This is a genomic window from Chromobacterium sp. Beijing, from assembly GCF_021496765.1.
In the GTDB taxonomy this organism is placed as follows: domain Bacteria; phylum Pseudomonadota; class Gammaproteobacteria; order Burkholderiales; family Chromobacteriaceae; genus Chromobacterium.
This window is the reverse complement of sequence record NZ_CP053750.1, coordinates 2,411,407-2,437,111: the sequence shown is the minus strand read 5'-3', so window position 1 is coordinate 2,437,111 and position 25,705 is coordinate 2,411,407. Positions and strand designations below refer to the sequence as shown.

Sequence of the window (25,705 nt, the reverse complement as noted above, 5' to 3'; positions counted from 1 at the left end):
ATGAAGAATCCTCCCGCTCTAGACCATCTGATTTCCGCCCTGAAAGTGTTGCCGGGGGTCGGACCCAAGACCGCGCAACGGATGGCCTTCCACCTGTTGCAGCGCGACAAGAAGGGCGCGGACAAGCTGGCGCGCGCGCTGGACCGCGCGCTGACCCAATTGACCCACTGCGAACGCTGCAACACCTTCAGCGAAACGCCGCTGTGTCCGATCTGCGCCGACGAGGAGCGCCGGCAGGATTTGCTGTGCGTGGTGGAGATGCCGGCGGATCTGCTGACGTTGGAGCAGGCCAAATGCTTCGACGGCCTGTATTTCGTGCTGATGGGCCGCATCTCGCCGCTGGACAATGTCGGCCCGCGCGACATCAATCTGGACAAGCTGCTGGTGAGGGCGGCGGACGGCGCGGTGGAGGAGGTGATCATCGCCACCAATTTCACCGCCGAGGGCGAGGTCACCGCGCATATGATCGCCGAGCTGCTGAAGGAACGCGGCCTCAAAGTGACGCGCATCGCGCGCGGCATGCCGGTGGGCGGCGAGCTGGAGTACGTCGACCTGGGCACTCTGGCGCAGGCGGTGTATGAGCGTCGTGGCGTAGGCCAGTAAGAAGCTGTTCAATCTTTGCTGCGCTTCGCGGGACCTTGAACAGGCCCTTGGGCCCGGTCCGGCGGGGCGAAAAAAGCAGGCCGGACTAGCCGGCCTGTAACAGAGGAACATCTGAATCAGTGGGACGGCCCGCCGCGGGAGCGACGGGCCGTCGCTGGTTTAGGAGAGCGCCAGTTCGACGGCTTCCTGCACCGTCGGCTTGGCGGCCGGGGCGTTGAAGCGGTCGGCCAGGAAGGGCGTCACGTCCAGCGGCGGCGTTTCGCCGCGCACCAGCGCGTCCAGCATCACGCCGGTGATGGCCGAGGTCAGAATGCCGGTGCGGAAGTGACCGCAGGCGTTCAGATAGCCGTCCACGCCCTGCATCGGCCCGAGGATGGGCAGCTCGTCCGGGGAGCCGGGGCGCAAGCCGGCCCAGCAACGCTTGATGTTGATGTTCTTCATCTCCGGCAGGCAGCGGATCGCGCCTTTGACCAGGCCGGCGATTTCCGGATAGGTGTTGCTGACGTCGAAGCCCTTGTCCTCCGTGGTGCTGCCGATCAGGATTTCGCCGTTGTCCTTCTGCGCGATATAGCAATCGCTGGTGGTGATGCAGCCGCGCAACAGCTTGGGCATCTTTTCCGACAGCACGATCTGGCCCTTGACCGGTTTGACCGGAATATCGACGCCGGTCGCCCATTGGCTCAACTCGGCGGCCCAGGAGCCGGCGGCGTTGATCAGGGTGTGGCAGTGGAATTCGCCGGCTTCCAGCGTCCGCACGCCGGTGACGCGCGAGCCTTGCTTGAGCACGCCGGTGACATTGGTGTTGAAGAATACGTCGACGCCGTTCTGGCGTGCGGCCTCGGTATAGGCGTCGGTCAGGCGGAAGGGGCTGACCTGGTGGTCGCACAGGAATTCCAGCGCGCCGGTGGCCTCGTGGCTGATGTAGGGCTCGTTTTCACGCAGTTGGGCCTGGTCCACCCAGCGCACCTGATCGGACAGGTGGGGAATCTGCGCGGCGATGTGTTCGGCGTAGAGCTGGTCTTCCTCGTCGTAAATCACGAATTTCAGCCCGGTTTCCTCGAACTTGAAATCCATGCCGTGGTTTTCGATCAACTCCTGATGCAGGGCCGGATACAGCGCGTTGGAGGCCAGCGCGAAATTGAAGAAGGACTCCGGCAGGATGTGGGGGGTGCTGGCGTCCACGGCGATGGCGGCGCCGGCCGCCTCGCGCTTGTTCTTGGCCGAGGTCATGCGGAAGAAGATCACGCCGCAGCCCAGGCCAACCGATTCGCCGATTGCCCACAGGCCGCCGGCCGAGGCGCGCGAGGCGTTGCCGGGGCGCTTGGCGTCGATCAGCGCGATTTTCAGGTCTTTGCGTTTGGACAGCTGGTAGGCGCAAGAGGCGCCGATCACGCCGCCGCCGGCGATCACGATGTCGTATTGTCTGCTCATGGTCAGGCCTCTTCGGTTTCGGTTTGGAAGGCGGAGAACGGCAAGGGGTCCAGCGGGAAGCGCGGGCGGATCCAGCCCACGTCCGCCTTGCCGGTGTGCTCGCGCAGGCGGTCGCTGCAATAGCCGACGCACATCTTGCCCTGGCAATCGCCCATGCTGACGCGGGTGCGCATCTTCAGGCTGATCAAGTCCTGCACGCCTTGTTCCAGCGCGGCGTCGATATCCTTGCGCAGCGCGTTCTCGCAGCGGCAGATCACAGTGTCTTCCTGCGGCAGCGTCAGCTGTCCGCTGCCGCGCTGGGTGAAGCTGTCTATGCCCACGCGGAAGCGCAACACTGTTTTCAGTTCCGTCAGGTAGCGCTGGCGGTTTTTCTCGGCCAGTTCGGCGCTGATCGCGCCGCGTTGCTTGAGGATGGACTGGGCGGCGATGCGGCCGCTCAGCATGGCGGCCTCGCCGCCGCGCAGGCCGCCGATGTCGCCGGCCAGGTGGATGTGGGCTTCGCTGCTTTGCTGCCAGCCGTTGATTTCCGGCTTGAGGAAGCCGTCGGCGTCGTAAGCGTGGCGCAGGCCCATTTGCTGGGTCAGCTGGGTGCGCGGAATGAAGCCGTAGCCCACCGCCAGGGTTTCCGTGGCCAGGCTGACCGCGCGGTTCAGGTCCGGCGTCCAGTTGTCGTCGTAAGGCGCGACGGTGACTTCCTGCACCTCTTGCTGGCCGCTCGCCTCCACCACGCCCCAGCCGTAGTGCAGCGGCACGCCGTGGCGTTTCAGGTAGGCCAGCATGCTCAGGCCGTCCAGGAACAGCTGCGGCTTGTTCAGCATGGCCAGGGTTTCCTTGGCGATGCGGCCGAAGGAACTGGCTTCGTAGACGCCCTGAACGTCAGCGCCGGCGCGGTGCAGTTGACAGGCCACCAGCGGCAGCAGGGGGCCGGTGCCGACGATGGTGGTGCGGCCCAGCGGCTTGACCACGCCGCTCTTGATCTGCAATTGCAGGCCGCCCAGCATGATCACGCCGGGCAGGGTCCAGCCGGGGAAGGGCACGCTGCGTTCGTGGCAGCCGGCGGACAGCAGCAATTGTTCAAAGTCGATCTTTTCGACTTTTTCCTGTTCATTCAGCGCGTACAGCCACTGGCCGGCTTCGCCGCCGACGACGCGGGTGTTCAGCTTGATCTCCACCGCGTGGCTGACTTCGGCGAACTGCGCGTGCAGCGCCTGCATGGCGTCGCGGTAGCGCTCGCCCAAATAGTCCAGGGTCACGCCCTGGCGCAGCGGGCCGCGGTAAACCACGCCGCCCAGGCGCGAGGCTTCGTCTATCAGCGTGCAGGGCAGGCCGTGCTTGACCAGCTCGATGGCCGCGGCCATGCCGGCGGGGCCGCCGCCGACGATGATGGGGCGCGCGCTCATTGCAGGCCCTCCAGTTCGATGCGATTGGCCGCGGTTTCCACGGTCATGCCGGGCTGCACCACGGTCTGGCAGGCGCGGCGCTTGTAGCGGCCGTCGATGCGCACCAGGCAGCAATGGCAGACGCCCATGCCGCAATAGGAACCCATGCTTTGCTGGCTGTCGTTGCGGCTGACGCGGCGCAAGCCGACGGCGTTGAGCACGCTGAGCACGGTCTCGCCCTGCGCGGCGGCGACGGTGTTGCCATTGATGTTGATGGCGATTTGACCTTCATTCAATTTCTGAATGTCATATTTTCTGTCTAAATTTGGCATCGAAATAGCTCGTTTTGGTTCTACTGACACGATAAGGGAGCGCCGGATGGAGCGCGGAGTGGACAGTCGCTTCCGGCGGCGAGCGATTTGGTCGCGCCTGACTATGGTCAGACAATCAGGCTATTTGGCGATTGCCGTAGCCTAATTATGATGAATCGCTTTTTAATTGTCGCAAGCATTGTTATCGCATTGTATGGGTACAGGCAATGTACAGATTGCTGTGATCAGATGTATACAGATTGGCGGGAGCAGCAGGAGATCGGCGGGTGTTTGTCTTGTATTTGTTTTTGAAAAACAATTACTTGCTTGGATTTTGCGCGTGACTAGACCGTTGGAATAATGTATTTTTCTGTTACTTTAATGCGCATAGCATTTTCAAAACTGTGCATTATTTGATTATGATCAAATGGCTAGAAAGCTGATGTCATCATCATTATTTTAGCCATTGGATATAGTGTGTCTAAAGACTTTTCTGTTTGAAACCAAGTGCTTGCCGCGCTTGGTGGGCGGTATTCAGGCCGGTTTGCGCGCGCTGCGGCCGTTTTCGCCTTGATGCTCCTGGTGCCAGGCCTCCAGGGCTTCTTCCGCGTTCAGGATGTGTTGTCTCAGGAAGGCGGCGGCGCTGACCGCGTCCTTGCGGCGGCACAGTTCGAGCATTTCGCTGTGCTCGCGATGGGCGCGGTCGCTGAAATTGGTCAGCAGAATCTGCATCCGGGTGTAGCGATCGGTGCGATTGTGCAACTGCTCGATCAGCGCCAGGGTTTGAGGCCGGTCGGCCGCCTGGTACAGCGCCAGGTGGAAGCGCGAATTCAGAATGCCCCAGGCGCCGACATCCCGTCGGCGCAGCGCCTCCTCGAACTGCGCCAGCAGCGCGCCGGCCGCGTCCAGATCCGCCTGGGTCTGCCGCGGCACCGCCTCCAGCAACATATCGCATTCCAGCAGCACTCTCACCCGCAGCAATTCCAGCACTTCCGGCAGCGACAGCTGGGCGATCACCGCGCCGCGCCGTTCGGTGATGGCCACCAATCCTTCCGCCTCCAGTTGACGCAGCGCCTCTCGCAGCGGCACCCGGCTGACGCCCAGTTCCTTGGACAGCGCCTCCTGGCGCAGTTGGGTGCCGGCCGGCCACTCTCCCAGCAGGATGCGCTGGCGCAGCGTGTCGGTGGTGGTGGCGGTGAGGGTTTGGCGCGGAGCGGTGGTTTGGGGCATGGCGAAATCGGCGGTTGGAGTTTTCAAATTATCACAGGCGCGGGGAGGGCGGGCAATGGCCGCGTCCAGTCTTTGTTTTGGCATGGATTATGGGTGTGTCTGCTGTAATTTTGTATTCAATTATTCGCGGTTTCATCCCTTTTTTAAGGTGTTTTTGAGTTGGCGGCAATGCTGCAATGCAAGGTGATTAAAAAACAACACGCAATAATATGTTGATTTTATTGTGTATTTAATTATTTCACATGTGAGATAACGCAATATTCTCGCAAGCGCATGTCTGCTGCGCGCCTCAAAAATTGTATTCAAAAAAGAGCGCGGTTAGAGTGGCCCCATCACAAGCGAGGAGCAAGAACATGGCGGTGCGCGAATTCGAATGTCTCGATGGCCATACCTGCGGCAATCCGGTGCGGCTGGTGGTGAACGGCGGTCCGCGGCTGGAAGGGGAGACCCAGGCGGAGCGGCGGCTGGATTTCATCCGCCGCTACGACTGGATACGCACCGGGCTGATGTTCGAGCCGCGCGGCCATGCGCAGATGTCCGGCGCCTTTCTGTATCCGTCGACGCGGGAGGATTGCGACATCGCGGTGCTTTACATCGAGACCAGCGGCTGCCTGCCGATGTGCGGCCACGGCACCATAGGCGTGGTCACCATGGCGCTGGAGCACGGTCTGGTGACGCCGGCCGCGCCCGGGGTGCTGAATCTGGACACGCCGGCGGGCAAGGTGGCGGCAGAGTACCGGATGGAGGGCGACAAGGTCGCCGCGGTGACCTTGACCAATGTGCCGTCCTTCCTCTACCTGCGCGATGTGGAGGCCGAGGTGTCCGCGTTGGGGCGCTTGCGGGTGGACATCGCCTACGGCGGCAATTTCTATCCCATCGTCGAGGCGCAGCCGGGCTATCGCGATATGGCGGATTACTCGCCGGCGCAGCTGGTGGCGATGGGGCGCGAACTGCGCGAATACCTGAACCGGCATTACGACATCGTCCATCCGCTGGACCCCAATATCCGCGGCGTCCGCCATTGCCAGTGGACCGGCGCGGCCAAGAACGCCGGCTCCAGCGCGGCCAACGCGGTGTTGTACGGCGAGTCTGCGCTGGACCGCTCGCCTTGCGGCACCGGCACTTCGGCGCGGCTGGCTCAGCGTCACGCGCGCGGCCTGCTCGCCGTCGGCGAGGATTTCATCCACGAGAGCCTGATCGGCAGCCAGTTCGTCGGCCGCGTGCTGGCGGAAACGCGGGTGGGCGATTACCCGGCCATCGTGCCCTCGGTGCGGGGCTGGGCGCGCTTCACCGGCTACAACCGCATCCTGCTGGACGACGCCGATCCCTATGTCCACGGCTTCGAGGTGGCCTGAGATGAGCGCGCGCGTCATTGTCGTCGGCGCCGGCGTGGTGGGCATCGCCGCGGCGCTGCAACTGCGGCAAGCCGGGCTGGAGGTGTTGCTGCTGGACCGCGGCGAACCAGCGCGGGAAACCAGCTACGGCAACGCCGGCGCGCTGGCGGTCAGCGATGTGATTCCCTTGGCCGAGCCCGGCGTCTGGCGCCGCCTGCCCGGCTGGCTGCTGGACCCGCTGGGGCCGCTGGCGGTGCGCTGGCGCTATCTGCCGACGCTGGCGCCGTGGCTGGCGCGTTTCGCGCTGGCCAGCCGGCCGGCGCGGGTGGCTGCCCTGACCCGCGCGCTGGCGGCTTTGCTGAACCGGGCCGCCGCCGATTACGCGCCGCTGGTGGAGCTGGCCGGGCTGGAGGGCATGTGGCGGCGGCACGGCGCGCTGACCTTGTACCGCGACGCGGCCGAGCTGGAGCGGGCCTTGCCGGCCTGGCGGCGGAAGTCCGAGCACGGCGTGGGCTGGCAGGCGCTGGATCAGGCGGCGGCCCAGGCTTGCGAGCCGGCGCTGCTGGACGGCTGGGCGCGCGCGGTCAAGGTGGCGTCCTGGTCGCATGTCGATGATCCCTATCTGTTCTGCCGGGGCCTGTTCGACGCCTTCGTCGCCGCCGGCGGCGGCTTCGAGCAAGCGGAGGCGGCGGCTCTGAGCGAAGGCGAGGGCAAGGTCGACGGCGTGGTCTGCGCCGATGGCCGCACGCTGGCCGCCGCCCAGGTGGTGGTGACCGCCGGCATCTGGAGCGATCGCTTCACCCGGCAGTGCCGCTACCGGGTGCCGCTGGAAAGCGAGCGCGGCTATCACGTCAACCTGCCCAAGGCCGGGGTGGCTTTGCGCCATTTCATTCAGTGCGCCAGCGAAAGCTTCGTGATCCTGCCGCTGGCCGACGGCGGCCTGCGGTTGGCCGGCACCGTGGAACTGGCCCACCGCGACGCGGCGCCGGACTGGCGGCGCGCCGAGATCCTGCTGGACAAGGCGCGGCGCATCGTCGGCGATTTTTCCACCGAAGGCATGACGTTGTGGATGGGCAACCGGCCGTCGCTGCCGGACACCGTGCCGGTGATCGGCCCGGCTCCGGATCGCCAGGGCCTGTATTTCGCTTTCGGCCACGGCCATTTGGGCCTGACGCTGGCCGCCACCACCGGCGCGCTGCTGCGCGACATGGTGTTGCGGCGTCCGCCGGATCTGGATTTGCATCCTTACCGCCTGGCGCGCTTTTAGAACGTGTTTTCGATCTCGCGAGTTAGAGCGAGACAAGGCGAAAACGGCCGAGGAAGCGGAATGTACCCGTGGTGCATGAGCATGTCGAAGTCGTTTTCAATGCGGTATCGCAGCAGCGCAGCAGACCGTAAACAGGTTCTTAGCGCCGCGGCCCCTCCGCGCCGGCAGCCTCGACGTTGCCGGCCGCCCACCCGAGCAGAGGAGAAACGCCATGCAACAAAGATCGCCGCGCTTGCCGAGCGCAACCCAGGTTGTCGCGGTGATGGCCGGTTTCATCGCCATCATGTTTCTATTCCTTAACGTGCTGGACCTGCCCATCCAGTTGGCGCTGTTCAGCAGCTGGTTCCTGGTGATAGGGCTGGGCAACTGGCTGGGCCGCAGTTACGACGATATGCAGCAAGGCCTGATCCAGGGTATCCACAACGGCATGGTGGCGGTGCTGGTGCTGATCACCGTGGGCGCGCTGATCGGCACCTGGATCGCCGGCGGCGTGGTGCCGGCCATCATCTACTACGGCCTGGCCATCATGAGCCCGCAGATCTTTCTGTGCGCGGCCTTCATCATCTGCATGCTGACTTCGCTGGCCACCGGTACCTCCTTCGGCACCGCCGGCACGGCGGGCATCGCGATGATGGGCATAGGCTACAGCTTCGGCATGCCTTTGCCGCTGGTGGCCGGCGCGGTGATTTCCGGCGCCTATGTCGGCGACAAGATGTCGCCGCTGTCGGACACCACGGTGATGACCGCCTCGCTGTGCAAGGTGGATCTGATCGACCACATCCGCTCGATGATGTGGGTCAGCGTGCCGGCCACCTTGCTGACCGCGCTGTTGTTCCTCGGCGTCGGTTTCTTCTATGTCGACGCCGGCCTGGACACCGGCCGCGCCGACCTGGCGATGCAGGCCTTGGGCTCGCACTTCACCGTCAACGGCTGGCTGCTGCTGCCGGCGGCGGCGGTGATCACGATGTTGACGATGCGGCTGCCGTCCATCCCGGTGATCTGCTCGGGGCGGTGATGGGCATCGTCTGCGCCTGGTGGGCGCAGGACATGCCCGTGCTGGACGCGGTGCGCACCGCGTACTTCGGCAACCGCACCGCGTCCGACGTGGAGTTTCTCAACACCTTGCTCAACCGCGGCGGCATCGAATCCATGCTCAGCGTGATCGCGCTGATCCTGTTCGCCCTGGGGCTGGGCGGCCTGATGGAACGCGCCGGCATCCTGGAGGTGATCAGCGCCAACTTCCTGCGCTGGGCCAATAATCCGGGCCGTCTGACCGTTTCGACGATTCTGGGCGGCTTCTTCGGCAACTTCTTCGGCGGCGCCGCCTATGTGTCGCTGATCACCGCCAGCACCATCACCGAGCGCAATTACGATCTGCAGGGCATAGAGCGCCGGGTGCTGTCGCGCAATGTCGAAGCCGGCGGCACGGTGACCGCGCCCATGGTGCCCTGGAGCGACGGCGGCGTGTTCATGGCGGCGACGCTGGGCGTGTCCACGCTGCAGTATCTGCCCTTTCTCTGGTACCACCTGCTGGTGATCGCCATCAGCGTGTTCTACGGCTACGCCGACATCGCGATCTGGCGCGTCCGCTCCGCGCCCGCCGCCGCCGCGCCGGCTTGAGCCGCGCGACCTTCTTCCACCCGTAAGTACAAAGGAAACTCCCATGCAAGAACAAGGCATTCTGGTTCCCATCGTCACGCCGTTCGACCGCGACGGCCGCCTGGACCTGGCGGCGCTGCGGCAGCTGATCGAGCGTTTCATCGAGCAAGGCGTCGCCGGCGTCGTCGCCTGCGGTACCACCGGCGAATACTACGCGCTGGACGAGGGCGAGCGCCGCCAAGTGCTGGAGTGCGTGGCCCAGGCGGGCAAGGGCCGGCTGCGGCTGATCGCCGGCGCCAACGACCTGTCCACCCGCGGCGCGATCGCGCGCGCGCGCCAAGCGGCGGAGCTGGGCTACGAGGCGCTGATGCTGGCGCCGCCGGCCTACAGCCTGCCGGACCAGGCCGGCATCGTCGCCCATTTCAAGGCGGTGGCCGCCGCCAGCGCGCTGCCCATCATTCTCTACAACTTCCCGGCGCGCGCCGGGGTCGGCATCGACATCGACAGCGTGGCGGAGCTGAGCCGCGAGCCCAATATCGTCGGCATCAAGGAAAGCAGCGGCGATTTCAGCCGCGCGCTGGCGCTGATCCAGGCGAACTTGCCGGATTTCGAGGTGATCTGCGGCTGCGACGACCAGGCGGCGGATTTTCTGTTCTGGGGCGTGCGCAGCTGGATCAGCGGCGCGGCCAACGTCTTTCCCGGCGAACAGGTGGCGATGCTGAACGCGGCCAAGGTCGAGGACTGGGCGCGGGTGCGCGCGCTGATGGCGGCGATGTATCCGGCGATCCAGGCGATGGAATCCGGCGGCTACAACCAGAAGGCCAAGCTGGGCGTGCGTCGCCACGGCGTCGAGGCCGGCGATGTGCGCCTGCCGCTGCTGCCCTTGCCGGGCGCGGAAGCCAAGGCCTTCCTCGACGCGCTGGCCGCGTTCGATCGTTAACAGGAAACTGAGATGCCATTAAGCAAGGAAACGGTATTCGAGCAGGCCCGCGCCGGGCAATTGTGGGCCGGCCTGCTGATCCCCGGCCATGAGGGCAAGGGCGCGCGGCTGGACAATCGGACGCCGATGGACAACAGCCTGATCGGCCATGTCGCCGCCGGCGACGCCGCCGACGTCGACGCCGCGGTGGCGGCGGCGCGCGCCGGCTTCGAGTCCGGCGAATGGTCGCGCCGGCCGCCGGCCGAGCGCAAGCAGGCGATGCAGCGCTGGGTGGCGCTATTGCAAGAACACGTCGAGGAGTTGGCGGCGCTGGACTGCATCGACGCCGGCAAACCCATCACCGAATGTCTGAACACCGATCTGCCGGCCACGCTGGACACCTTCGGCTGGTACGCGGAGGCGATAGACAAGTGCTACGGCAAGGTGGCGCCCACCGGGCCGGAGGCGCTGGGCTTCATCGTCAAGGAGCCGATAGGCGTGGTGGGCGCGGTGCTGCCGTGGAACTTCCCGGCGCAGATGTACGCGTGGAAAGTGGCGCCGGCGTTGGCCGCCGGCAACTCGGTGGTGGTGAAGCCGGCCAAGCAGACCTCGCTCAGCGCCTATCGCATCACCCAGCTGGCGCATCAGGCCGGCATTCCCGCCGCGGCGCTGACCCTGGTCACCGGCTCCGGCCAGTCGGTGGGCGAGGCGTTGGGCCGGCATCCGGACGTGGACATGGTGTCCTTCACCGGCTCCACCGAAGTGGGGCGTTTGTTCCTGCAGTATTCCGCCGAGAGCAATCTGAAGGAAGTGGTGCTGGAGCTGGGCGGCAAGAGTCCGCAGCTGGTGTTCGAGGACGCCGAGCTGGACGAGATCGTCGACGACGTGTTGGCCGCGGCCTTCTGGAATATGAGCGAGAACTGCAGCTGCGGCTCGCGCTTGATCGTCGCCGCCGGCGTCAAGGACGCCTTGCTGGAGAAGCTCAAGCGGCGGCTGGCCGGCTGGAAGCTGGGCCTGCCCACCGATCCGACGGTGCAGGTGGGGCCGCTGGTGGAACAAGCCCACTTCGAGCGGGTGAAAGCCTATCTGGACGCGGCCAAGGCCGAGGGCGCGCGGCTGGTGCACGGCGGCCGCATCCACGCCGAGCTGGGCAGCGGCTGGTATATCGAACCCACCATTTTCGACCAGGTCGACGCCAAGATGCGCGTCTTCCAGGAGGAAATCTTCGGCCCGATCCTGGCGGTGAGCACCTTCGACAGCGAGGAAGAGGCGGTGCGCCTGGCCAACGACAGCGTCTACGGCCTGGCCGCCTCGCTGTACACCCGCGACGTCAGGCGCGCGCAGCGCGTGGCCGCCGCCTTGCGCGCCGGCACGGTGTCGGTCAACGGCTTCTCCGAGGGCGATATCACCACGCCCTTCGGCGGCTTCAAACAATCCGGCTTCGGCGGGCGCGACAAAGGCCTTGAGGCGCTGGAGCAATACCAGCAGACCAAGACCATCTGGTACGTGAACTAGCTTGAGGCCCGGCGCCGCCGGCGCGGCGCCGGGCGTTTTGCGCAGCACCCATCCAAAACAAAGGAGAGACGAGATGAAAACCATTTTCCCCCTGCGGGCGGCGCTCGCCGGCGCCGCGCTGCTGATCGGCGCCTGGCCGGCGGCCGCCGAAACCCTGGTCAAGATAGGCTTCGCCTCGCCCTTGTCCGGCCCGCAAGCCCATTACGGCAAGGACAATGAAAACGCCGCGCGGCTGGCGGTGGACGAATTGAACGCACGCAAGCCGCAGATAGGCGGCCAGCCGGTGCGCTTCCAGTTGCTGGCGGAGGACGACCAGGCCGATCCGCGCATCGGCACCCAGGTGGCGCAACGCTTCGTCGACTCCGGCGTCAAGGCGGTGCTCGGCCATTTCAACTCCGGAGTGTCGATTCCGGCTGCGCGTCTTTACGCCGCCGCCGGCATTCCGCAGCTGTCGGTGTCCACCAACCCGGCCTATACCCGGCAGGGCTACCGCACCGCCTTCCGGCTGGTGGGCAGCGACAGCCAGGTGGGCGCCGCGTTGGGCCGCTTCGCGGTGCAGACGCTGAAGGCGAGCAGCATCGTGGTGATAGACGACCGCACCGCCTACGGCCAGGGCATCGCCGACGAATTCGCCAAGGCGGTGCAGGCCAGCGGCGGCAAGATCGCCCGCCGCGAGTACACCAACGACAAGGCCAGCGATTTTTCCGCCATCCTGACCGCGGTCAAGCCGCTGCGGCCGCAGGTGATCTTCTACGGCGGCGCCGACGCCCAGGCCGCGCCCATGGCCAAGCAGATGAAGCGGCTGGGGCTGGACGCGCGTCTGCTGGGCGGCGACATGCTGCAAACGCCCACCTTCCTCAGCCTGGCCGGCGACAGCGCCGGCGGCCACTTCGCCGGCATTCCCGGCGGCCAGTTGAACGACAGGCCGGCGGGCAAGGCCTTCCGCCAGCGCTATCAGGCGCGTTTCAAGCAGGATGTGGTGAGGCTGGGGCCGCAGTTCTACGACGGCATGATGATGGTGGCGGCCGCCATGCAGCAGGCGGGTTCGGTGGAGCCGGCGCGATTCATGCCGGTATTGGCCAAGCTCAGTTACGCCGGAGTCAGCACCGATTTTTCCTTTGACGCCAAGGGCGATCTCAACAAGGCGGCGGTGACGATTTCCGAAGTCAAGAACGGCCAGTGGATGACACGGGCGGTGATGCAGTGAGGCAGTGAAAGGAGGGTGGGATGAGGCGGTATGCCCAAGGACAATTGGATGAATGGCTGACATTCGCGCGGGAGCTGGTGGCGGACAGCCGCGGCTTGCTGGCTTCCCGTACCGACTGGAGTTCGCAGTTCAAGCCGGACCGCACTCTGGTGACTCAACTGGATCTGGAGATTGAGCAAAAGCTGCGCGAGCGCATCCTGCGGCGTTATCCGGACCACGGCGTGCTGGGCGAGGAGTTCGGCGCCAGGGAGCGGGACGCGGAATGGCTGTGGGTGCTGGACCCCATCGACGGCACCGCCTCCTTCATGGCAGGCATGCCGGTCTACGGCAGCCTGATCGCGCTCTTGCATCAGGGCGTGCCGGTGCTGGGCGTGATCGACCAGCCGGCCACCGACGACTGCTGGATAGGCCGTCGCGGCCTGCCCACCTTATTGTTCAAGCGCGACGGCGGCCGCGAATGCCGGACCCGAGCCTGCGCCGGCCTGGAGCGGGCCTTCGTCTCGGTCAGCAGCCCGGATTTTTTTCTGCCGGAAGAAAGGCCGGTATGGCAGGGCTTTTGCGAGCGCACGGGCTGGCGGGTCTACGGCGGCGCTTGCCGCAGCTACGGCCTGCTGGCTTCCGGGCGCACCGACCTGGCGCTGGACGCCGGCCTCAAGCTCTACGACTACGCGGCGATGCGGCCGGTGATCGAGGGCGCCGGCGGCGTGATCAGCGATTGGGAGGGCCGGGCGATCACGCTGGACAGCGGCAGCCGGGTAGTGGCGGCCGGCGATCCGGCCCGCCACCGCGAGGCGCTGGAGCTGATTCAGCGGCTGGCTTGAGGCAAGGCGCGCAAAGACGCGCCGGTCACAACGGCGCCGCCGTCGCGGCGGCGCGGACAGAGGAGAACGCACATGTCGCTGAGAACATGGCTGAGCTGGCTGCGCGCGCAGCCGGAGGCGCCGGTGGACAAGAACCAGGAGGAAATCAACGCCAGCTACCGCCATTGGCGCCTCCACATCATGTTGGGCTTGTACGCCGGCTACGCCGTCTACTATTTCACCCGCCGCAGCTTCAATTCCATCCTGCCGGCGATGTTGGACGATCTGGGCTGGGAGCGGGCCGCCGGCGGCGCCATCCTGTCGATGTTCTACATCGTCTACGGCGTGTCGCGCTTCGTGTCCGGCATGATGAGCGACTTCGCCAATCCGCGTTACTTCATGGGCCTGGGCCTGATCGCCACCGGCGTCATCAACATCCTGTTCGGCTTCAGCAGCAGCTTGCTGGCCTTCACCGCGCTGTGGACGCTGAACGCTTTCTTCCAGGGCTGGGGCTGGCCGCCGTGCGCCAAGTTGATGACGGCCTGGTACTCGCGCAACGAGCGCGGTTTCTGGTGGGCGATCTGCAATACCTCGCACAATGTCGGCGGCGCGCTGATTCCCTTGCTGGCGGGCGCCTTGGCGATGGCCTACGGCTGGCGCTACGGCATGATCGTGCCGGGGGTGATCGGCATCGCCGTCGGCCTGTTGCTGTGCGTCCGCCTGCGCGATCGGCCGGCGTCCATGGGCCTGCCGACGGTGGGGGCCTGGCGGCGGGACGAACTGGAGCTGGAGCAGGAGAGGAATAGCGCCAAGCTGCCGATGTGGCAGGTATTGCGGCGTTATGTGTTCGGCAACCGCTTCATCTGGCTGCTGGCCGCGTCTTATCTATTCGTCTACGTGGTGCGCATCGGCATCAACGATTGGGGCAACAAATTTCTGCAGGAGCAGCACGGTTACGCGTTGCTGAAGGCCAACTCGGCGATTTTCTGGCTGGAGGTGGGCGGCTTCATCGGCACCATCGTCGCCGGCTGGGGCTCGGACCGTTTTTTCCGCGGCAACCGGGTGCCGATGAACATCATCTTCACCCTGGGCATCCTGCTGTCGGTGCTGCTGCTGTGGACCTTGCGGGTGGATCACTACCTGTTGATCGCCGGCAGCTTCTTCTTCATCGGTTTCTTTATTTTCGGCCCGCAGATGCTGATAGGCATGGCGGCGGCCGAGGCCGCGCACAAGGAGTCGGCGGGCGCGGCCACCGGTTTCGTCGGCGTGTTCGGCTATCTGGGGGCGGCGCTGTCGGGCTACCCGCTGGCCAAGGTGACCGACGCCTGGGGCTGGGACGGGTTTTTCCTGGCCTTGTCCGTGACCACCATGCTGTCCGCCGTCTTGCTGCTGCCCCTGCTGGGGCAGCGCAAGCGGGTCAAGCTGGCGGATGAGCGGATCTGAGGCTCAGCGGACGTTGGCCGGGCTGAGCAGCTCGGCCAGCAGGGGGACGCCGGAGCGGTGTTGCAGCGGATCGAAGAAGCTGAAGTTCAAGCGCATCGCGTTGCCGGTGTCCTGTCCCGGGGTGTGGAACATCTGGGACGGCGCGAAGTGCAGCCCCTGTTGCATCGCCATCGGCAGCAGGCGGCGGCAGTCGACGCCGGGCGGCAGCTCCACCCACAGGAAGTAGCCGCCCTGCGGCCGGGCCATCCGGCAGTCGGCCGGGAAGTGGGCGGAGATCTGCTGTTGCAGCGCGGCCAGATTGTTTTGCAGACGCTGGCGCAACAGGCTGAGCATGTCCTCGTGATGGCCGCCGGCCAGCAAGCGCGCCAGCGCCATCTGGCTGGGCAGCGGGGTGGCCAGCGAGCTGCACAGCTTGAGGCCCAGAATGCTGTCGCGGAAGCGTCCGGCGGCGATCCAGCCCACGCGATAGCCGGGGGCCAGCGATTTGCTGAAGGAGGAACAGTGCAGCACGCTGCCGCGCTGGTCGAAAGCCTTGAGCGGCAAGGGCGCGCCTTCGCCGAAGTACAGCTCGCGATAGGTGTCGTCCTCGATGATGGGCACGCGGTGGCGTTCCGCCAGCGCCAGCAGCGCGGCTTTTTGCGAATCGCTCATCACCTGGCCGGTGGGGTGCTGGAAATTGGGCATGGCGATGATGCCGGCCGGCTGGTGCTGGATCAGCAGCGCCTCCAGCCGTTCCAGGTCCAGCGGCTGCCCCGGCGGACAGTTGAAGCCGACGGCGCGTAGTTCCAGGTGTTCCAGTTGTTCGAAGATGGGCGGGAAGGCCGGGGTGATCACCAGCATGCAGTCGCTGCCGCTGAGGCGGGCCACCGAGCGGATCGCCAGGTTCAGCGCCTCCATGCCGCCGCAGGTGATCAGCATTTCCTCGCCGTCCAGCTCCACGCCCTGGGCGAGATAGCGCAGCGCCAGTTCTCGGCGCAGCCCCTCGTAGCCCTCGCTGTCGGTGCTGGACAAGGCGTAGCGGTAATCGCTGAGCGCGCGGGTCAGCGCGCGGGTCAGCGGCGTGGTGTTGATCAATACCGGGTTCATGAACGGGCAGCCCCAGGGCATGGGCAGCGCCATGGTCAGGTGCTCGGCGCGGAACTCGCCCGGGTGGTCCGGCAGCGGCGGCGACTGGCGCAGCGACAGCGAGGACAGGCCCAGCACCCGGAAACCGGAGCGGGCAGGGACTCGATCAGGCCTTGTTTCTCCAGCTCGGCGTAAGCGCGTTGGGCGGTGGTGATGCTGACCTTGTGGTCCAGGCATAGCTTGCGCAGCGAAGGCATGCGATCGCCGGGGCGCAGATGGCCTTGCTCGATGGCATGGCGAAAGCGCTGGCTCAGTTGACTGGTCTTGCTCATTGTATTCCTGGCGGTTGAGCCGCGGCGGCGTTGCGCCGCGGCATGACTCCTGATGGACTGCCTAGGGCCGCCGACGTTTGCTTGGCGCTGAAAAACATCGGCGGGTCCTAGATTCATTCGCCGATGAAGCTGGATTTTTCCCTGATCATACTACCGTCATGGCTCAGCGAGCTGACCACGAAGTAGATGTCGTGCGCGCCGCGGGTGGCGTGCTCGGGCTCGGCCTGCACTCGCACGGTGACGGTCTCGGTGCGGGTGGGCGCGACTTCGACCACCTGGCCCGGCTTGTCCAGCCTCAGGCTGGGCAGGCCTTCCACCTGGATCTTGAAGCGCTGCGCCTGTTCGCTGGTGTTGATCAGCTTCAGGTTATAGCTGTTTTCCAGCAGGCCGTCGTCGGTGGCGCGCACCAGGACCGCGCGGTCGCGCAGCACGTCCACCTTGAACGGTTTTTTCAGGATCAGCGCGGTGGTGGACAGGGCGATGATGCCGGCCAGCAGGCTGGAGTAGACGATGACCCGCGGGCGATGGCTGCTGCTGGGGCGTTCCGGCTTGCCGGCGGCTTCCAGCGCGGCGGCGCTGGTGTAGCTGATCAGCCCGCGCGGCGCATGGATCTTGTCCATCACCTGATCGCAGGCGTCGATACAGGCGGCGCAGCCTATGCACTCGTATTGCAGGCCGTTGCGGATGTCGATGCCGGTGGGGCAGACCTGGACGCAGATGCCGCAATCGATGCAGCTGCCGCGCGCCTTGTCGGCCGCCTGCTTGCTCTTGCCGCGCGGTTCGCCGCGGCGGTTGTCGTAGGAGATGATCAGGGTGTCGTTGTCGAACATCGCGCCCTGGAAGCGCGCGTACGGGCACATGTGCAGACAAACCTTCTCGCGCAGCACGCCGGCCAGCAGCCAGGTGAAACCGCCGTAGAACAGGATCCAGAAGCTTTCCCACGGGCCGTAGGCCAGGCTGGGCGCGGCGGCGGCCAGCTCGCGCACCGGGGTGAAGTAGCCGACCAGGGTGAAGCCGGTGATCAGCGAGAACAAGCCCATCAGCCCGTGCGACAGCGTCTTGCGCGTGAACTTGTTCACGCTCATCGGCGCCGCGTCCAGTTTGCGGCGGGCGTTGTGATCGCCCAGGGTCAGCCGTTCTATCCACAACATGATCTGGGTGTAGACTGTCTGCGGACAGCTGTAACCGCACCAGAGCCGGCCGGCCAGCGCGGTCCACAGGAACAGGCCCAGCGCGCAGATCACCAGCAAGGCGGCGAAGAAGATGAAGTCCTGCGGCCAGAAGGTGAGGCCGAAGATCAGGAAGCGATGTTGTTCCAGATCCAGATGCACAGCCTGCCTGCCGTTCCACTGCAACCAGGGCAGGCCGAAGAACGCCAGTTGGGTAGCGAGAACCATGAACACCCGAACGTTGTTGAAGCGGCCGGTGGTCAGGCGCGGATAGATTTTGATGGGGACGGCTTGCTGGCTAGACATGGCGAAATGACCATTGGATGAAAACCCCTTATTAGTACTGCTTGGGATCGGTACAAACAATGAACAGTTGTCTTTGAAAATGTGTATACAGCGCCGTCTGTCTATATACAGATTCGGGCTTGGGCTTGAGCGTGGACATGGAAAACCCCAAGTAAAAACAAGGGGTTTTCCATGCGGCGAACGGGCGGGGCCCGGGTCTTGCCCCGCTTTGTCTGGTATTGAACGCCAGGCGCTGTGCTGATCGCCTCAGCACAATAATCCTGCCGAGTTTGTGGGTTTTTTGGGATTTTATCGTGCAAGCTGCGGAAAAAGCCGGTAAATCCCATCCACGATGATTTCCACCGACACCGCCGCCAGCAGCATGCCCATCACCCGGTTGACGATGTTGATGCCGGTCTGCCCCAGCAGGCGGGACAAGGGCGAGGCCAGCACCAGCGCGCCGTAGCAGGTGATGGCCACCAGCAAACTGCTTACCAAAAGGTAAACCACCTGTACCCACGACGAGGCCGTCGTCGCATAGATGATCACGGTGGAGATGGTGCCCGGCCCGGTCATCAGCGGGATGGCCAGCGGCACCACGGCGATATTGGTCTTGGTTTCCGCTTCCTCGCGCTCCACCTTGGTGGTCTTGGTCGGTCCCGGTTTGGCGTTCATCAGCGCGATGGCGATCAGCATCACCAACAGGCCGCCGCCCACCTGGAAAGAGCCGACGCTGATGCCGAGAAAGCGCAGCAGGGTCTCGCCGACGACGGCGAACAGGCAGAGCACGATGGCCACGGCGATGGCCGTGGTCTTGGCGATCTTCTTGCGCTCCAGCTGGTTGGAGGTGGGCGTCAGGCTGATGAAGATGGGGATGGCGCCCAGCGGATTGACCAGCACCAGCAGCGCGATGAATATTTTTGCGATTTCGACTTCCATGGTTCGGATCATACCTTTCGCTGGAGGCCGCCGCATTCAGGCGGGAGACGAGAAGCGTCGACGCCGCGCCACGGCGGCGCGCCGCAAAGCAAAAAAACCGGCCGCGCCAGGCGCAACCGGTTTCAGCATAGCCGGAATTCGGCTTAGTCAGTGTTCAGCAGCAGTTCCAGCGTGTGGCGATAGATGGCGGACAAGGGTTCGACATCGGCCGCCTCCACGCACTCGTTCAGCTTGTGGATGGTGGCGTTGACCGGGCCGAACTCCACCAGCTCGCGCGCGATGCGCTTGATGAAGCGGCCGTCGGAGGTGCCGCCGGTGGTGGAGAGCTCGGCCCGGCGGCCGGTGGCGTCGGCGATGGCGAGGCCAAGCGCCTCGGTGAGCTTGCCCGGCTGCGTCAGGAAAGGCTGGCCGGACAATTGCCAGTGCAACTCATAGCCCAGGCCGTGGCGGTCCAGAATGGCGCAGACGCGTTCCTTCAGCGATTCCGCGCTGCTCTCCGGCGAGAAGCGGAAGTTGAAGCGGATATCGCAATGGCCGGGAATGATGTTGCTGGCGCCGGTGCCCGCATGGATGTTGGACACCTGCCAGCTGGTGGGCGGGAAAAAGGCGTTGCCCTCGTCCCAGCGCGTCTCCGCCAGTTCGGCCAGCGCCGGCGCCATCAGGTGAACCGGGTTCTTGGCCAGGTGCGGATAGGCGATGTGGCCCTGGATGCCGTGCACGATCAAATGGCCGGACAGCGAGCCGCGGCGGCCGTTCTTGATGGTGTCGCCCAGCGCCTGGTCCGAGGTGGGCTCGCCGACGATGCAATAATCTATGGTTTCGCCGCGCGCCTCCAGCGCGTCCACCACCTTGACGCTGCCGTCCACCGCCACGCCTTCCTCGTCCGAGGTGATCAGGAGGGCGATGGAGCCGGGGTGTCCGGGATGGCGGGCGACGAAGTCTTCGCAGGCGGTGACGAAGGCGGCCAGCGAAGCTTTCATGTCGGCGGCGCCGCGGCCGTAGAGCAGGCCGTTGCGGATGGTGGGTTCGAAGGGCGGGCTGTCCCATTGCTCCAGCGGACCGGTGGGCACCACGTCGGTGTGGCCGGCGAAGCAGACCAGCGGAGCTGCGTCGCCGCGGCGGGCCCAGAAGTTGTCGACCTCGCCGAAACGCATGCGCTCCACGCGAAAGCCTATGGCTTCCAAGCGGGCGATCATCAATTCCTGGCAGCCCTGGTCGCGCGGGGTGACCGAATCCAGCCGGATCAGCTGCCGCGCCAATTCTAAGGTTGCGCTCATTTCAGCAGGCGCTCCGCCCAGTCGGCTTCGACGAAGCCGACGCTGATCTTGCCGCCGGCGTCCAGCACCGGGCGCTTGATCACCGAGGGATTGGCCTGCATCAAGGCCAGCGCGGCCGGCAGTTGCTCGGCGCCGGCCTTGACCTCGTCCGGCAGCGCGCGCCAGGTGGTGCCCTGGCGGTTGATCAGCTTGGCGAGGCCGACCGCGGCGGCCCAGCGCTCCAGGCTGGCGGCGTCCGCGCCTTGTTTCTTGAAATCATGGAAGTGGTAGTCGAGGCCGTTGTCGCTCAGCCATTGGCGCGCTTTTTTGACGGTGCTGCAATTGGGTATGCCGTAAAGAGTAATCATGGGTGGGTTTACAGGTCCAGTTTGATGCTGTCGAAGCTTGGCGGCTCGCCGCCGGCTTGCTTATCGTCGCCGCTCGCCGCTTTTTCCTTGCTCTGATTGATCAACCAGTACAAGTTGGTGGGCGAGTCGGCGTTTCTCAGGGCCTCGTCCAGGCTGATGCGCCCCGTGCTGTAGAGCCGGTACAACGCCTGTTCGAAGGTTTGCGAGCCATCGCTCATGCTGCTTTCGATGGCTTCCTTGATTTTGTCTATCTCTCCGTTTCGGATCAACTCCGAAATGCGCGCGGTGTTGATCAGGATTTCGATTGCCGGCACCCGGGCGCCGTCCACCGTGGGGATCAGCCGTTGCGAAACCACCGCCTTCAGCGCGGAGGACAGGTCCATCAGCAAGGCGGCGCGGCTTTCCGCCGGGAAGAAATTGATGACCCGGCTCAGCATGTGATAGCTGTTGTTGCCGTGCAGCGTGGAGATGCATAGATGGCCGGACTGGGCGTAGGTCACCGCCTGGGTCAGGGTTTCCGGGTCGCGGATCTCGCCTATCATCAGCACGTCCGGCGCCTCGCGCATCGCGTTTTTCAGCGCGCGGGCGTAGGAGAGGGTGTCGAAGCCCACTTCGCGCTGGTTGACGATGGACTTGTCGTGGCGGAACAGGAATTCGATCGGGTCCTCCACGGTGAGGATGTGGCCGCTCATGCTCTGATTGCGGGTTTGCAGCATGGCCGCCACGGTGGAGCTTTTGCCGGAACCGGTGGAGCCGACCACCAGGATCAGGCCGCGTTTGAGCTTGATCAGTTCGCTGAGCACCGGCGGCAGCTGCAAATGCTCCAGCGACGGAATATTGGGCAGGATGTAGCGCACCACCATGCCCACCGAGCCGCGTTGCCAGAAGATATTGATGCGGAAACTGCCGAGGCCGGGCACCGGGTGGCCCAGGTTCATTTCGCGTTCCTGTTCGAAGACGCCGATTTCCTCTTCGCTCATCAGGCTGTAGGCCAGCTGTTTGACCATGTCTGCGGTCAGCGGTTTTTCGTTCATCGGCAGCAGCTCGCCGTTCTGCTTGATCATCGGCGGGGAGAAGCTGGTGAAGAACAGATCGCTGGCGCGGCGTTCGGCCATCAATTTGAAAAACGGCAGCATCAACATAATCGTGCACCCGAAGCGGCAAGGTTTATCAATGGAACGGTTCTTTTAAAGTGTAGCCGGCCCGCGCCCAAAAAAAACGCCGCCCGATAGCGCGGGCGGCGGCGATTTCATGGCGTCCGCATGGATCAGGCGGGTTTGGCGCCGCTGTTCTCATCGCGCAGCGCGCGGCGCAGAATCTTGCCGACATTGGTCTTGGGCAGCTCGTCGCGGAATTCCACCAGCTTGGGCACCTTGTAGCCGGTCAGATTGTCGCGGCAGTGCTGGATGATGTCTTTTTCCGTCAGCGCGCGGTCTTTGCGCACCACGAAGACCTTGACCACCTCGCCGGACTTGTCGTCCGGCACGCCGATGCAGGCCACTTCCAGCACGCCGGCGTGGCCGGCCACCACGTCTTCGATCTCGTTGGGGTAAACGTTGAAGCCGGACACCAGGATCATGTCCTTCTTGCGGTCCACCAGTTTGACGAAGCCGTCCGGCGTCAGCATGGCCATGTCGCCGGTGGCGAGGAAGCCGTCCGGGCTCAGCACCTTGGCGGTTTCGTCCGGGCGGTTCCAATAGCCTTTCATCACCTGAGGACCGCGGATGCACAGCTCGCCCTGCTCGCCGGGGGCCACTTCCTCGCCCTCGGGGCCGCGCAGCTGCATCTCGGTGGAGGGCACCGGCACGCCGATGGTGCCGTTGTAGGCGGCGAGATCCAGCGGGTTCATGCACACGGCCGGGCTGGCCTCGGTCAGGCCGTAGGCTTCCACCAGAGTGACGCCGGTCACTTGCTTCCACTTGTCCGCCACCGCCTTTTGCACCGCCATACCGCCGCCCAGCGCCAGGCGCCAGGTGGAGAAGTCGAGCTTGGCGAATTCCGGATTGTTCAGCAGCGCGTTGAACAGGGTGTTGACCCCGGTCATGCAGGTGATCGGGTACTTGCCCATTTCCTTGATGAAGCCGGGGATGTCGCGCGGATTGGTGATCAGGATGTTGAGCGCCCCCACTTCGGTGAACACCATCAGATTCGCGGTCAAGGAGAAGATGTGATAGAGCGGCAGCGCGGTGACGATGATTTCCTGTCCCGGGCGGATCACCGGCTTCACCCACTCGCCGGCTTGCAGCATATTGGCGACGATATTGCGGTGAACCAGCATCGCGCCCTTGGAGACGCCGGTGGTGCCGCCGGTGTATTGCAGGAAGGCGATGTCGTCGTGGCCCAGCTCCACCGGCCGGTAGGGCGCGCGCGCGCCGCGGGACAGAACGTCGCTGAAGCGGACATGGCCGGGCAGGCGCCACGGCGGCACCATCTTCTTGACCTTGCGCACCACGAAGTTGACCAGCATGCCCTTGGCGAAGCCCAGCATCTCGCCGATGGAGGCCACGATCACGTGCTTGACCTGGGTGCGTGGCAGCACCTGCTCCAGCACGCTGGCGAAGTTCTCCAGGATCACGATGGTTTCCGCGCCGGAGTCCTTCAGCTGATGCTCCAGCTCGCGCGGGGTGTACAGCGGATTGACGTTGACCACGGTGCCGCCGGCGCGCAAGGTGCCGAACACCGCGACCGGATATTGCAGCAGATTGGGCATCATCACCGCCACGCGGTCGCCCTTCTGGAGCTTCAGCTCATGCTGCAGATAGGAGGCGAACTGGCCGGAGAGCTGGTCCATCTCGCGGTAGCTGAGTTCTTTGCCCATGCAGGCCAGGGCGGGGCGGTCATGGAATTTCTTGACGCTGCGGTCGAAGACTTCGACCACGGATTGAAACTGGTTGATGTCGATTTCGTGAGCTACGCCCGGCTGGTAGTTTTTGAGCCACACCTTTTCCATAAATCCCGGTTTCTCCATCGTGCTGGTTAACGAGAGTCGCGCCAGCGTATCGCGCGCCGGCGGGCGTCGTACCTATTTGGTGACTATATATTTGTTATGTCGCGGCGGCTTGGCCGCTCATGACGTCAAACTGCTGTTTGAGTGCCCGGTAATGTACCGTAACTGGAACCGCTCGCAAAGAAGTCCGGCGCAAACAGCCGTCCGGTCCCGTTGGAGGCGGGCGGTTCGCCGGTTTTCTTTTTCAATGGAATAGGTTACAATCGCGTCGGTTAGGGATGGGCGTTTCGCCCATTTTTTATTTGTGGAAAAAGCAATGGATGTTCGTTTGCTGCTGGAAAACACCCTGCCGGGTCTGGGCTACGAGTTGGTCGATTTCGAAATGACCCCAGGGGGCGGTTTTCGCGTTTTTATCGACAAGCCGGGTGGCATCACCGTGGAAGATTGCGTCCAGGTGAGCAATCACTTCACCCGCCTTTTCATGGTCGAGAACATCGACTACGAGCGACTCGAAGTGTCTTCGCCGGGCTTGGACCGTCCGCTGAAGAAAGAGGCTGATTTCGTCCGCTTCGCCGGTAAGCTTGCCAAGATCAAGACGCGCATGCCGATCGAGCAGCAGAAGAAATTTACCGGTCGTCTTGCCGGGGTCGAGGAAGACTCTGTGAAGCTGGATGTGGATGGCCGCATCGTGGCGATTCCGTTTGCCAATATCGACAAGGCCAGGCTGGAGCCTGAGTTTTGATGTCTGGACGGCCATAAGCCACGCAAAAGGACAAAAATCGGAGAGGAATGAATGAGTCGCGAGATTTTGTTGCTGGTGGATGCCCTGGCGAGCGAAAAGAATGTCAGCAAGGATGTGGTGTTCTCCGCCCTTGAGATGGCGCTTGCCTCGGCAACCAAGAAAAAGTTTACCGATGACGAGATGGACGTGCGCGTCGAAATCGACCGCCACAGCGGTCAATATCAGACCTTCCGCCGCTGGTTGGTGGTGGAAGACGAACTGCTGGAATCGGAAAGCAAGGAAATCGGCGTAATCGACGCGCGCGAGCGCGATCCGCGCATTGAAGTGGGCGCGTTCATCGAGGAGCCGATGGAGGCGGTGGAGTTTGGCCGCATCGGCGCGCAAACCGCCAAGCAAGTGATCCTGCAACGCATTCGCGACGCTGAGCGCGAGCAGCTGCTGAACGAGTTCCTGCAGCGCCGCGAGCACCTGGTGACCGGCACCATCAAACGCATCGAGCGCGGCAACGCCATCGTGGAATGCGGCAAGCTGGAAGCGGTGCTGCCGCGCGATCAGATGATCCCCAAGGAAAACCTGCGCGTGGGCGACCGCGTCAAGGCTTTCCTGTTGCGCATCGATCGTCTGGGTCGCGGCCCGCAGCTGGTGCTGTCGCGCACCTCTCCGGATTTCCTGACCAAGCTGTTCGAGCTGGAAGTGCCGGAAATCGACGAAGGCCTGCTGGAGATCAAGGCCGCCGTGCGCGACGCCGGCATGCGCGCCAAGATCGCCGTCAAGGCCAACGACGCGCGCATCGATCCGCAGGGCACCTGCATCGGCATGCGCGGTTCCCGCGTTCAGTCGGTCAGCCAGGAGCTGGGCGGCGAGCGCATCGACATTGTGCTGTGGGCGCCGGAACCGGCTCAGTTCGTGATCAACGCGCTGTCGCCGGCTGAAGTCAGCCGCATCATGGTGGACGAAGACAACCACAGCATGGACGTGGTGGTGGAGGAGGAGCAACTGGCGCTGGCCATCGGCCGCAGCGGCCAGAACGTCAAGCTGGCCGCCGAGTTGACCGGCTGGTACCTCAACATCATGACCGTTGCCGAGGCTGAAGAAAAGCATCAGGCGGAAGACGCCGCCGTGCGTGATCTGTTCGTGAACGCCCTGGGCGTGAGCGAAGACGTCGCCGCCGTACTGGTGCAAGAAGGCTTTGCCGCTTTGGAAGAAGTGGCGTATGTGCCGATTGCGGAGATGCTGGAGATTGAAGGGTTTGATGAGGAGCTGGTCAACGATCTGCGCATCCGCGCACGTGACGCTCTTTTGACACAGGCTATTGCGTCCGAAGAAAAGGTGGAAAGCGTTTCCGATGGCCTGCGCGATATCGAGGGCCTGGACGCCGAGCTGGTTCGCAAGCTGGCCGAAGGCGGCGTGATCACCCGCGACGATCTGGCCGATTTGGCCGTGGACGATCTGGTGGACATGACCGGCATGGAGGCCGAGACCGCCCGCGCCGTCATCATGAAGGCGCGCGAGCACTGGTTCGACCAGTAAGGCCTGTCCGGAAAGAATTTACAGAATTTGGGAA

Annotated in this window: 24 protein-coding genes; 12 read left to right on the top strand and 12 right to left on the bottom strand. The window is 64.5% G+C overall.

Annotated elements, in window-relative coordinates; translation table 11 throughout:
• Entirely contained in the window at window positions 1-603 is a 603-nt protein-coding gene (recR, locus tag HQN78_RS11230) for a recombination mediator RecR (RefSeq protein WP_048412399.1), read from the top strand.
• 159 nt (window positions 604-762) lie between these two features.
• Here the strand turns inward: recR and hcnC are convergent, their stop codons facing one another.
• The 4 genes from hcnC to HQN78_RS11210 all read right to left on the bottom strand — a co-directional run bounded on the left by hcnC (window position 763) and on the right by HQN78_RS11210 (window position 4,954).
• Complete coding sequence (gene hcnC, locus HQN78_RS11225; RefSeq protein ID WP_107799018.1) at window positions 763-2,034, bottom strand: cyanide-forming glycine dehydrogenase subunit HcnC; 1,272 nt, start codon at window positions 2,032-2,034, stop codon at window positions 763-765.
• A 2-nt stretch (window positions 2,035-2,036) separates the two neighbouring features.
• Entirely contained in the window at window positions 2,037-3,434 is a 1,398-nt protein-coding gene (locus HQN78_RS11220; protein ID WP_107799019.1) for an NAD(P)/FAD-dependent oxidoreductase, read from the bottom strand.
• A complete protein-coding gene (locus tag HQN78_RS11215; RefSeq protein WP_304502853.1) occupies window positions 3,431-3,709 on the bottom strand; it encodes a (2Fe-2S)-binding protein in 279 nt (92 codons plus the stop codon). Before HQN78_RS11215 ends, HQN78_RS11220 begins: the two co-directional genes overlap by 4 nt.
• Before the next feature lie 549 nt (window positions 3,710-4,258).
• The gene (locus HQN78_RS11210; protein ID WP_235089534.1) at window positions 4,259-4,954 is read right to left on the bottom strand and encodes a GntR family transcriptional regulator; all 696 of its coding nucleotides are present in this window, start codon (window positions 4,952-4,954) and stop codon (window positions 4,259-4,261) included.
• Between the two features lie 353 nt (window positions 4,955-5,307).
• On the opposite strand from HQN78_RS11210, the gene HQN78_RS11205 reads away from it, so the two are divergent.
• From HQN78_RS11205 to uhpC, 9 genes are all read left to right on the top strand, one after another.
• On the top strand, window positions 5,308-6,309 hold the full coding sequence (locus HQN78_RS11205) for a 4-hydroxyproline epimerase (RefSeq protein ID WP_227107477.1): 1,002 nt from the start codon (window positions 5,308-5,310) through the stop codon (window positions 6,307-6,309).
• Window position 6,310: 1 nt separating this feature from the next.
• Window positions 6,311-7,555: an FAD-binding oxidoreductase gene (locus HQN78_RS11200; protein WP_235089533.1), complete on the top strand. Its 1,245-nt coding sequence runs from the start codon at window positions 6,311-6,313 to the stop codon at window positions 7,553-7,555.
• 211 nt (window positions 7,556-7,766) lie between these two features.
• Entirely contained in the window at window positions 7,767-8,570 is an 804-nt protein-coding gene (locus HQN78_RS25560; protein WP_255701235.1) for a Na+/H+ antiporter NhaC family protein, read from the top strand.
• Window positions 8,570-9,175, top strand: coding sequence for a Na+/H+ antiporter NhaC family protein (locus tag HQN78_RS25555; protein WP_255701234.1), 606 nt, complete (start codon window positions 8,570-8,572; stop codon window positions 9,173-9,175). Before HQN78_RS25560 ends, HQN78_RS25555 begins: the two co-directional genes overlap by 1 nt.
• A 43-nt stretch (window positions 9,176-9,218) precedes the next feature.
• Window positions 9,219-10,094: a 4-hydroxy-tetrahydrodipicolinate synthase gene (gene dapA / locus HQN78_RS11190; protein WP_107799025.1), complete on the top strand. Its 876-nt coding sequence runs from the start codon at window positions 9,219-9,221 to the stop codon at window positions 10,092-10,094.
• Window positions 10,095-10,106: 12 nt separating this feature from the next.
• Window positions 10,107-11,588: an aldehyde dehydrogenase gene (locus tag HQN78_RS11185; protein ID WP_235089532.1), complete on the top strand. Its 1,482-nt coding sequence runs from the start codon at window positions 10,107-10,109 to the stop codon at window positions 11,586-11,588.
• Window positions 11,589-11,661: 73 nt separating this feature from the next.
• On the top strand, window positions 11,662-12,795 hold the full coding sequence (locus tag HQN78_RS11180; RefSeq protein ID WP_235089531.1) for a branched-chain amino acid ABC transporter substrate-binding protein: 1,134 nt from the start codon (window positions 11,662-11,664) through the stop codon (window positions 12,793-12,795).
• Window positions 12,796-12,815: 20 nt separating this feature from the next.
• Window positions 12,816-13,616, top strand: a complete 801-nt coding sequence (locus tag HQN78_RS11175) for an inositol monophosphatase family protein (protein ID WP_235089529.1) — start codon at window positions 12,816-12,818, stop codon at window positions 13,614-13,616.
• Window positions 13,617-13,688: 72 nt separating this feature from the next.
• Entirely contained in the window at window positions 13,689-15,038 is a 1,350-nt protein-coding gene (uhpC, locus tag HQN78_RS11170) for an MFS transporter family glucose-6-phosphate receptor UhpC (RefSeq protein ID WP_107799029.1), read from the top strand.
• Window positions 15,039-15,041: 3 nt separating this feature from the next.
• Here uhpC and HQN78_RS11165 read toward each other — a convergent pair whose 3' ends face one another.
• The 8 genes from HQN78_RS11165 to HQN78_RS11130 all read right to left on the bottom strand — a co-directional run bounded on the left by HQN78_RS11165 (window position 15,042) and on the right by HQN78_RS11130 (window position 23,402).
• Window positions 15,042-16,241: a PLP-dependent aminotransferase family protein gene (locus HQN78_RS11165; protein ID WP_235089527.1), complete on the bottom strand. Its 1,200-nt coding sequence runs from the start codon at window positions 16,239-16,241 to the stop codon at window positions 15,042-15,044.
• Window positions 16,160-16,435 (bottom strand): GntR family transcriptional regulator, encoded by a 276-nt coding sequence (locus tag HQN78_RS11160; RefSeq protein ID WP_235089525.1) that lies wholly within the window; start codon window positions 16,433-16,435, stop codon window positions 16,160-16,162. The genes HQN78_RS11165 and HQN78_RS11160 overlap by 82 nt, the downstream gene beginning before the upstream one ends.
• 113 nt (window positions 16,436-16,548) lie before the next feature.
• Complete coding sequence (gene ccoG, locus HQN78_RS11155) at window positions 16,549-17,910, bottom strand: cytochrome c oxidase accessory protein CcoG (protein ID WP_107799031.1); 1,362 nt, start codon at window positions 17,908-17,910, stop codon at window positions 16,549-16,551.
• 288 nt (window positions 17,911-18,198) lie between these two features.
• Complete coding sequence (locus HQN78_RS11150) at window positions 18,199-18,828, bottom strand: MarC family protein (RefSeq protein ID WP_019103674.1); 630 nt, start codon at window positions 18,826-18,828, stop codon at window positions 18,199-18,201.
• 143 nt (window positions 18,829-18,971) lie between these two features.
• Window positions 18,972-20,105 carry a succinyl-diaminopimelate desuccinylase gene (gene dapE, locus HQN78_RS11145; RefSeq protein WP_107799032.1) on the bottom strand — a complete coding sequence of 378 codons (1,134 nt, stop codon included), beginning with the start codon at window positions 20,103-20,105 and terminating at the stop codon, window positions 18,972-18,974.
• A complete protein-coding gene (locus HQN78_RS11140) occupies window positions 20,102-20,452 on the bottom strand; it encodes an arsenate reductase (protein WP_107799033.1) in 351 nt (116 codons plus the stop codon). The genes dapE and HQN78_RS11140 overlap by 4 nt, the downstream gene beginning before the upstream one ends.
• Window positions 20,453-20,460: 8 nt before the next feature.
• The gene (locus HQN78_RS11135; RefSeq protein ID WP_233246666.1) at window positions 20,461-21,588 is read right to left on the bottom strand and encodes a PilT/PilU family type 4a pilus ATPase; all 1,128 of its coding nucleotides are present in this window, start codon (window positions 21,586-21,588) and stop codon (window positions 20,461-20,463) included.
• Window positions 21,589-21,719: 131 nt separating this feature from the next.
• Window positions 21,720-23,402: a long-chain-fatty-acid--CoA ligase gene (locus HQN78_RS11130; protein WP_227107488.1), complete on the bottom strand. Its 1,683-nt coding sequence runs from the start codon at window positions 23,400-23,402 to the stop codon at window positions 21,720-21,722.
• A gap of 313 nt (window positions 23,403-23,715) precedes the next feature.
• Here HQN78_RS11130 and rimP point away from each other — a divergent pair, with 313 nt between their 5' ends.
• Together rimP and nusA are read left to right on the top strand one after the other, a co-directional pair.
• A complete protein-coding gene (gene rimP / locus HQN78_RS11125) occupies window positions 23,716-24,141 on the top strand; it encodes a ribosome maturation factor RimP (protein ID WP_048409119.1) in 426 nt (141 codons plus the stop codon).
• A 51-nt stretch (window positions 24,142-24,192) separates the two neighbouring features.
• On the top strand, window positions 24,193-25,671 hold the full coding sequence (gene nusA / locus HQN78_RS11120) for a transcription termination factor NusA (RefSeq protein WP_235089524.1): 1,479 nt from the start codon (window positions 24,193-24,195) through the stop codon (window positions 25,669-25,671).
• Window positions 25,672-25,705 lie beyond the last annotated feature (34 nt).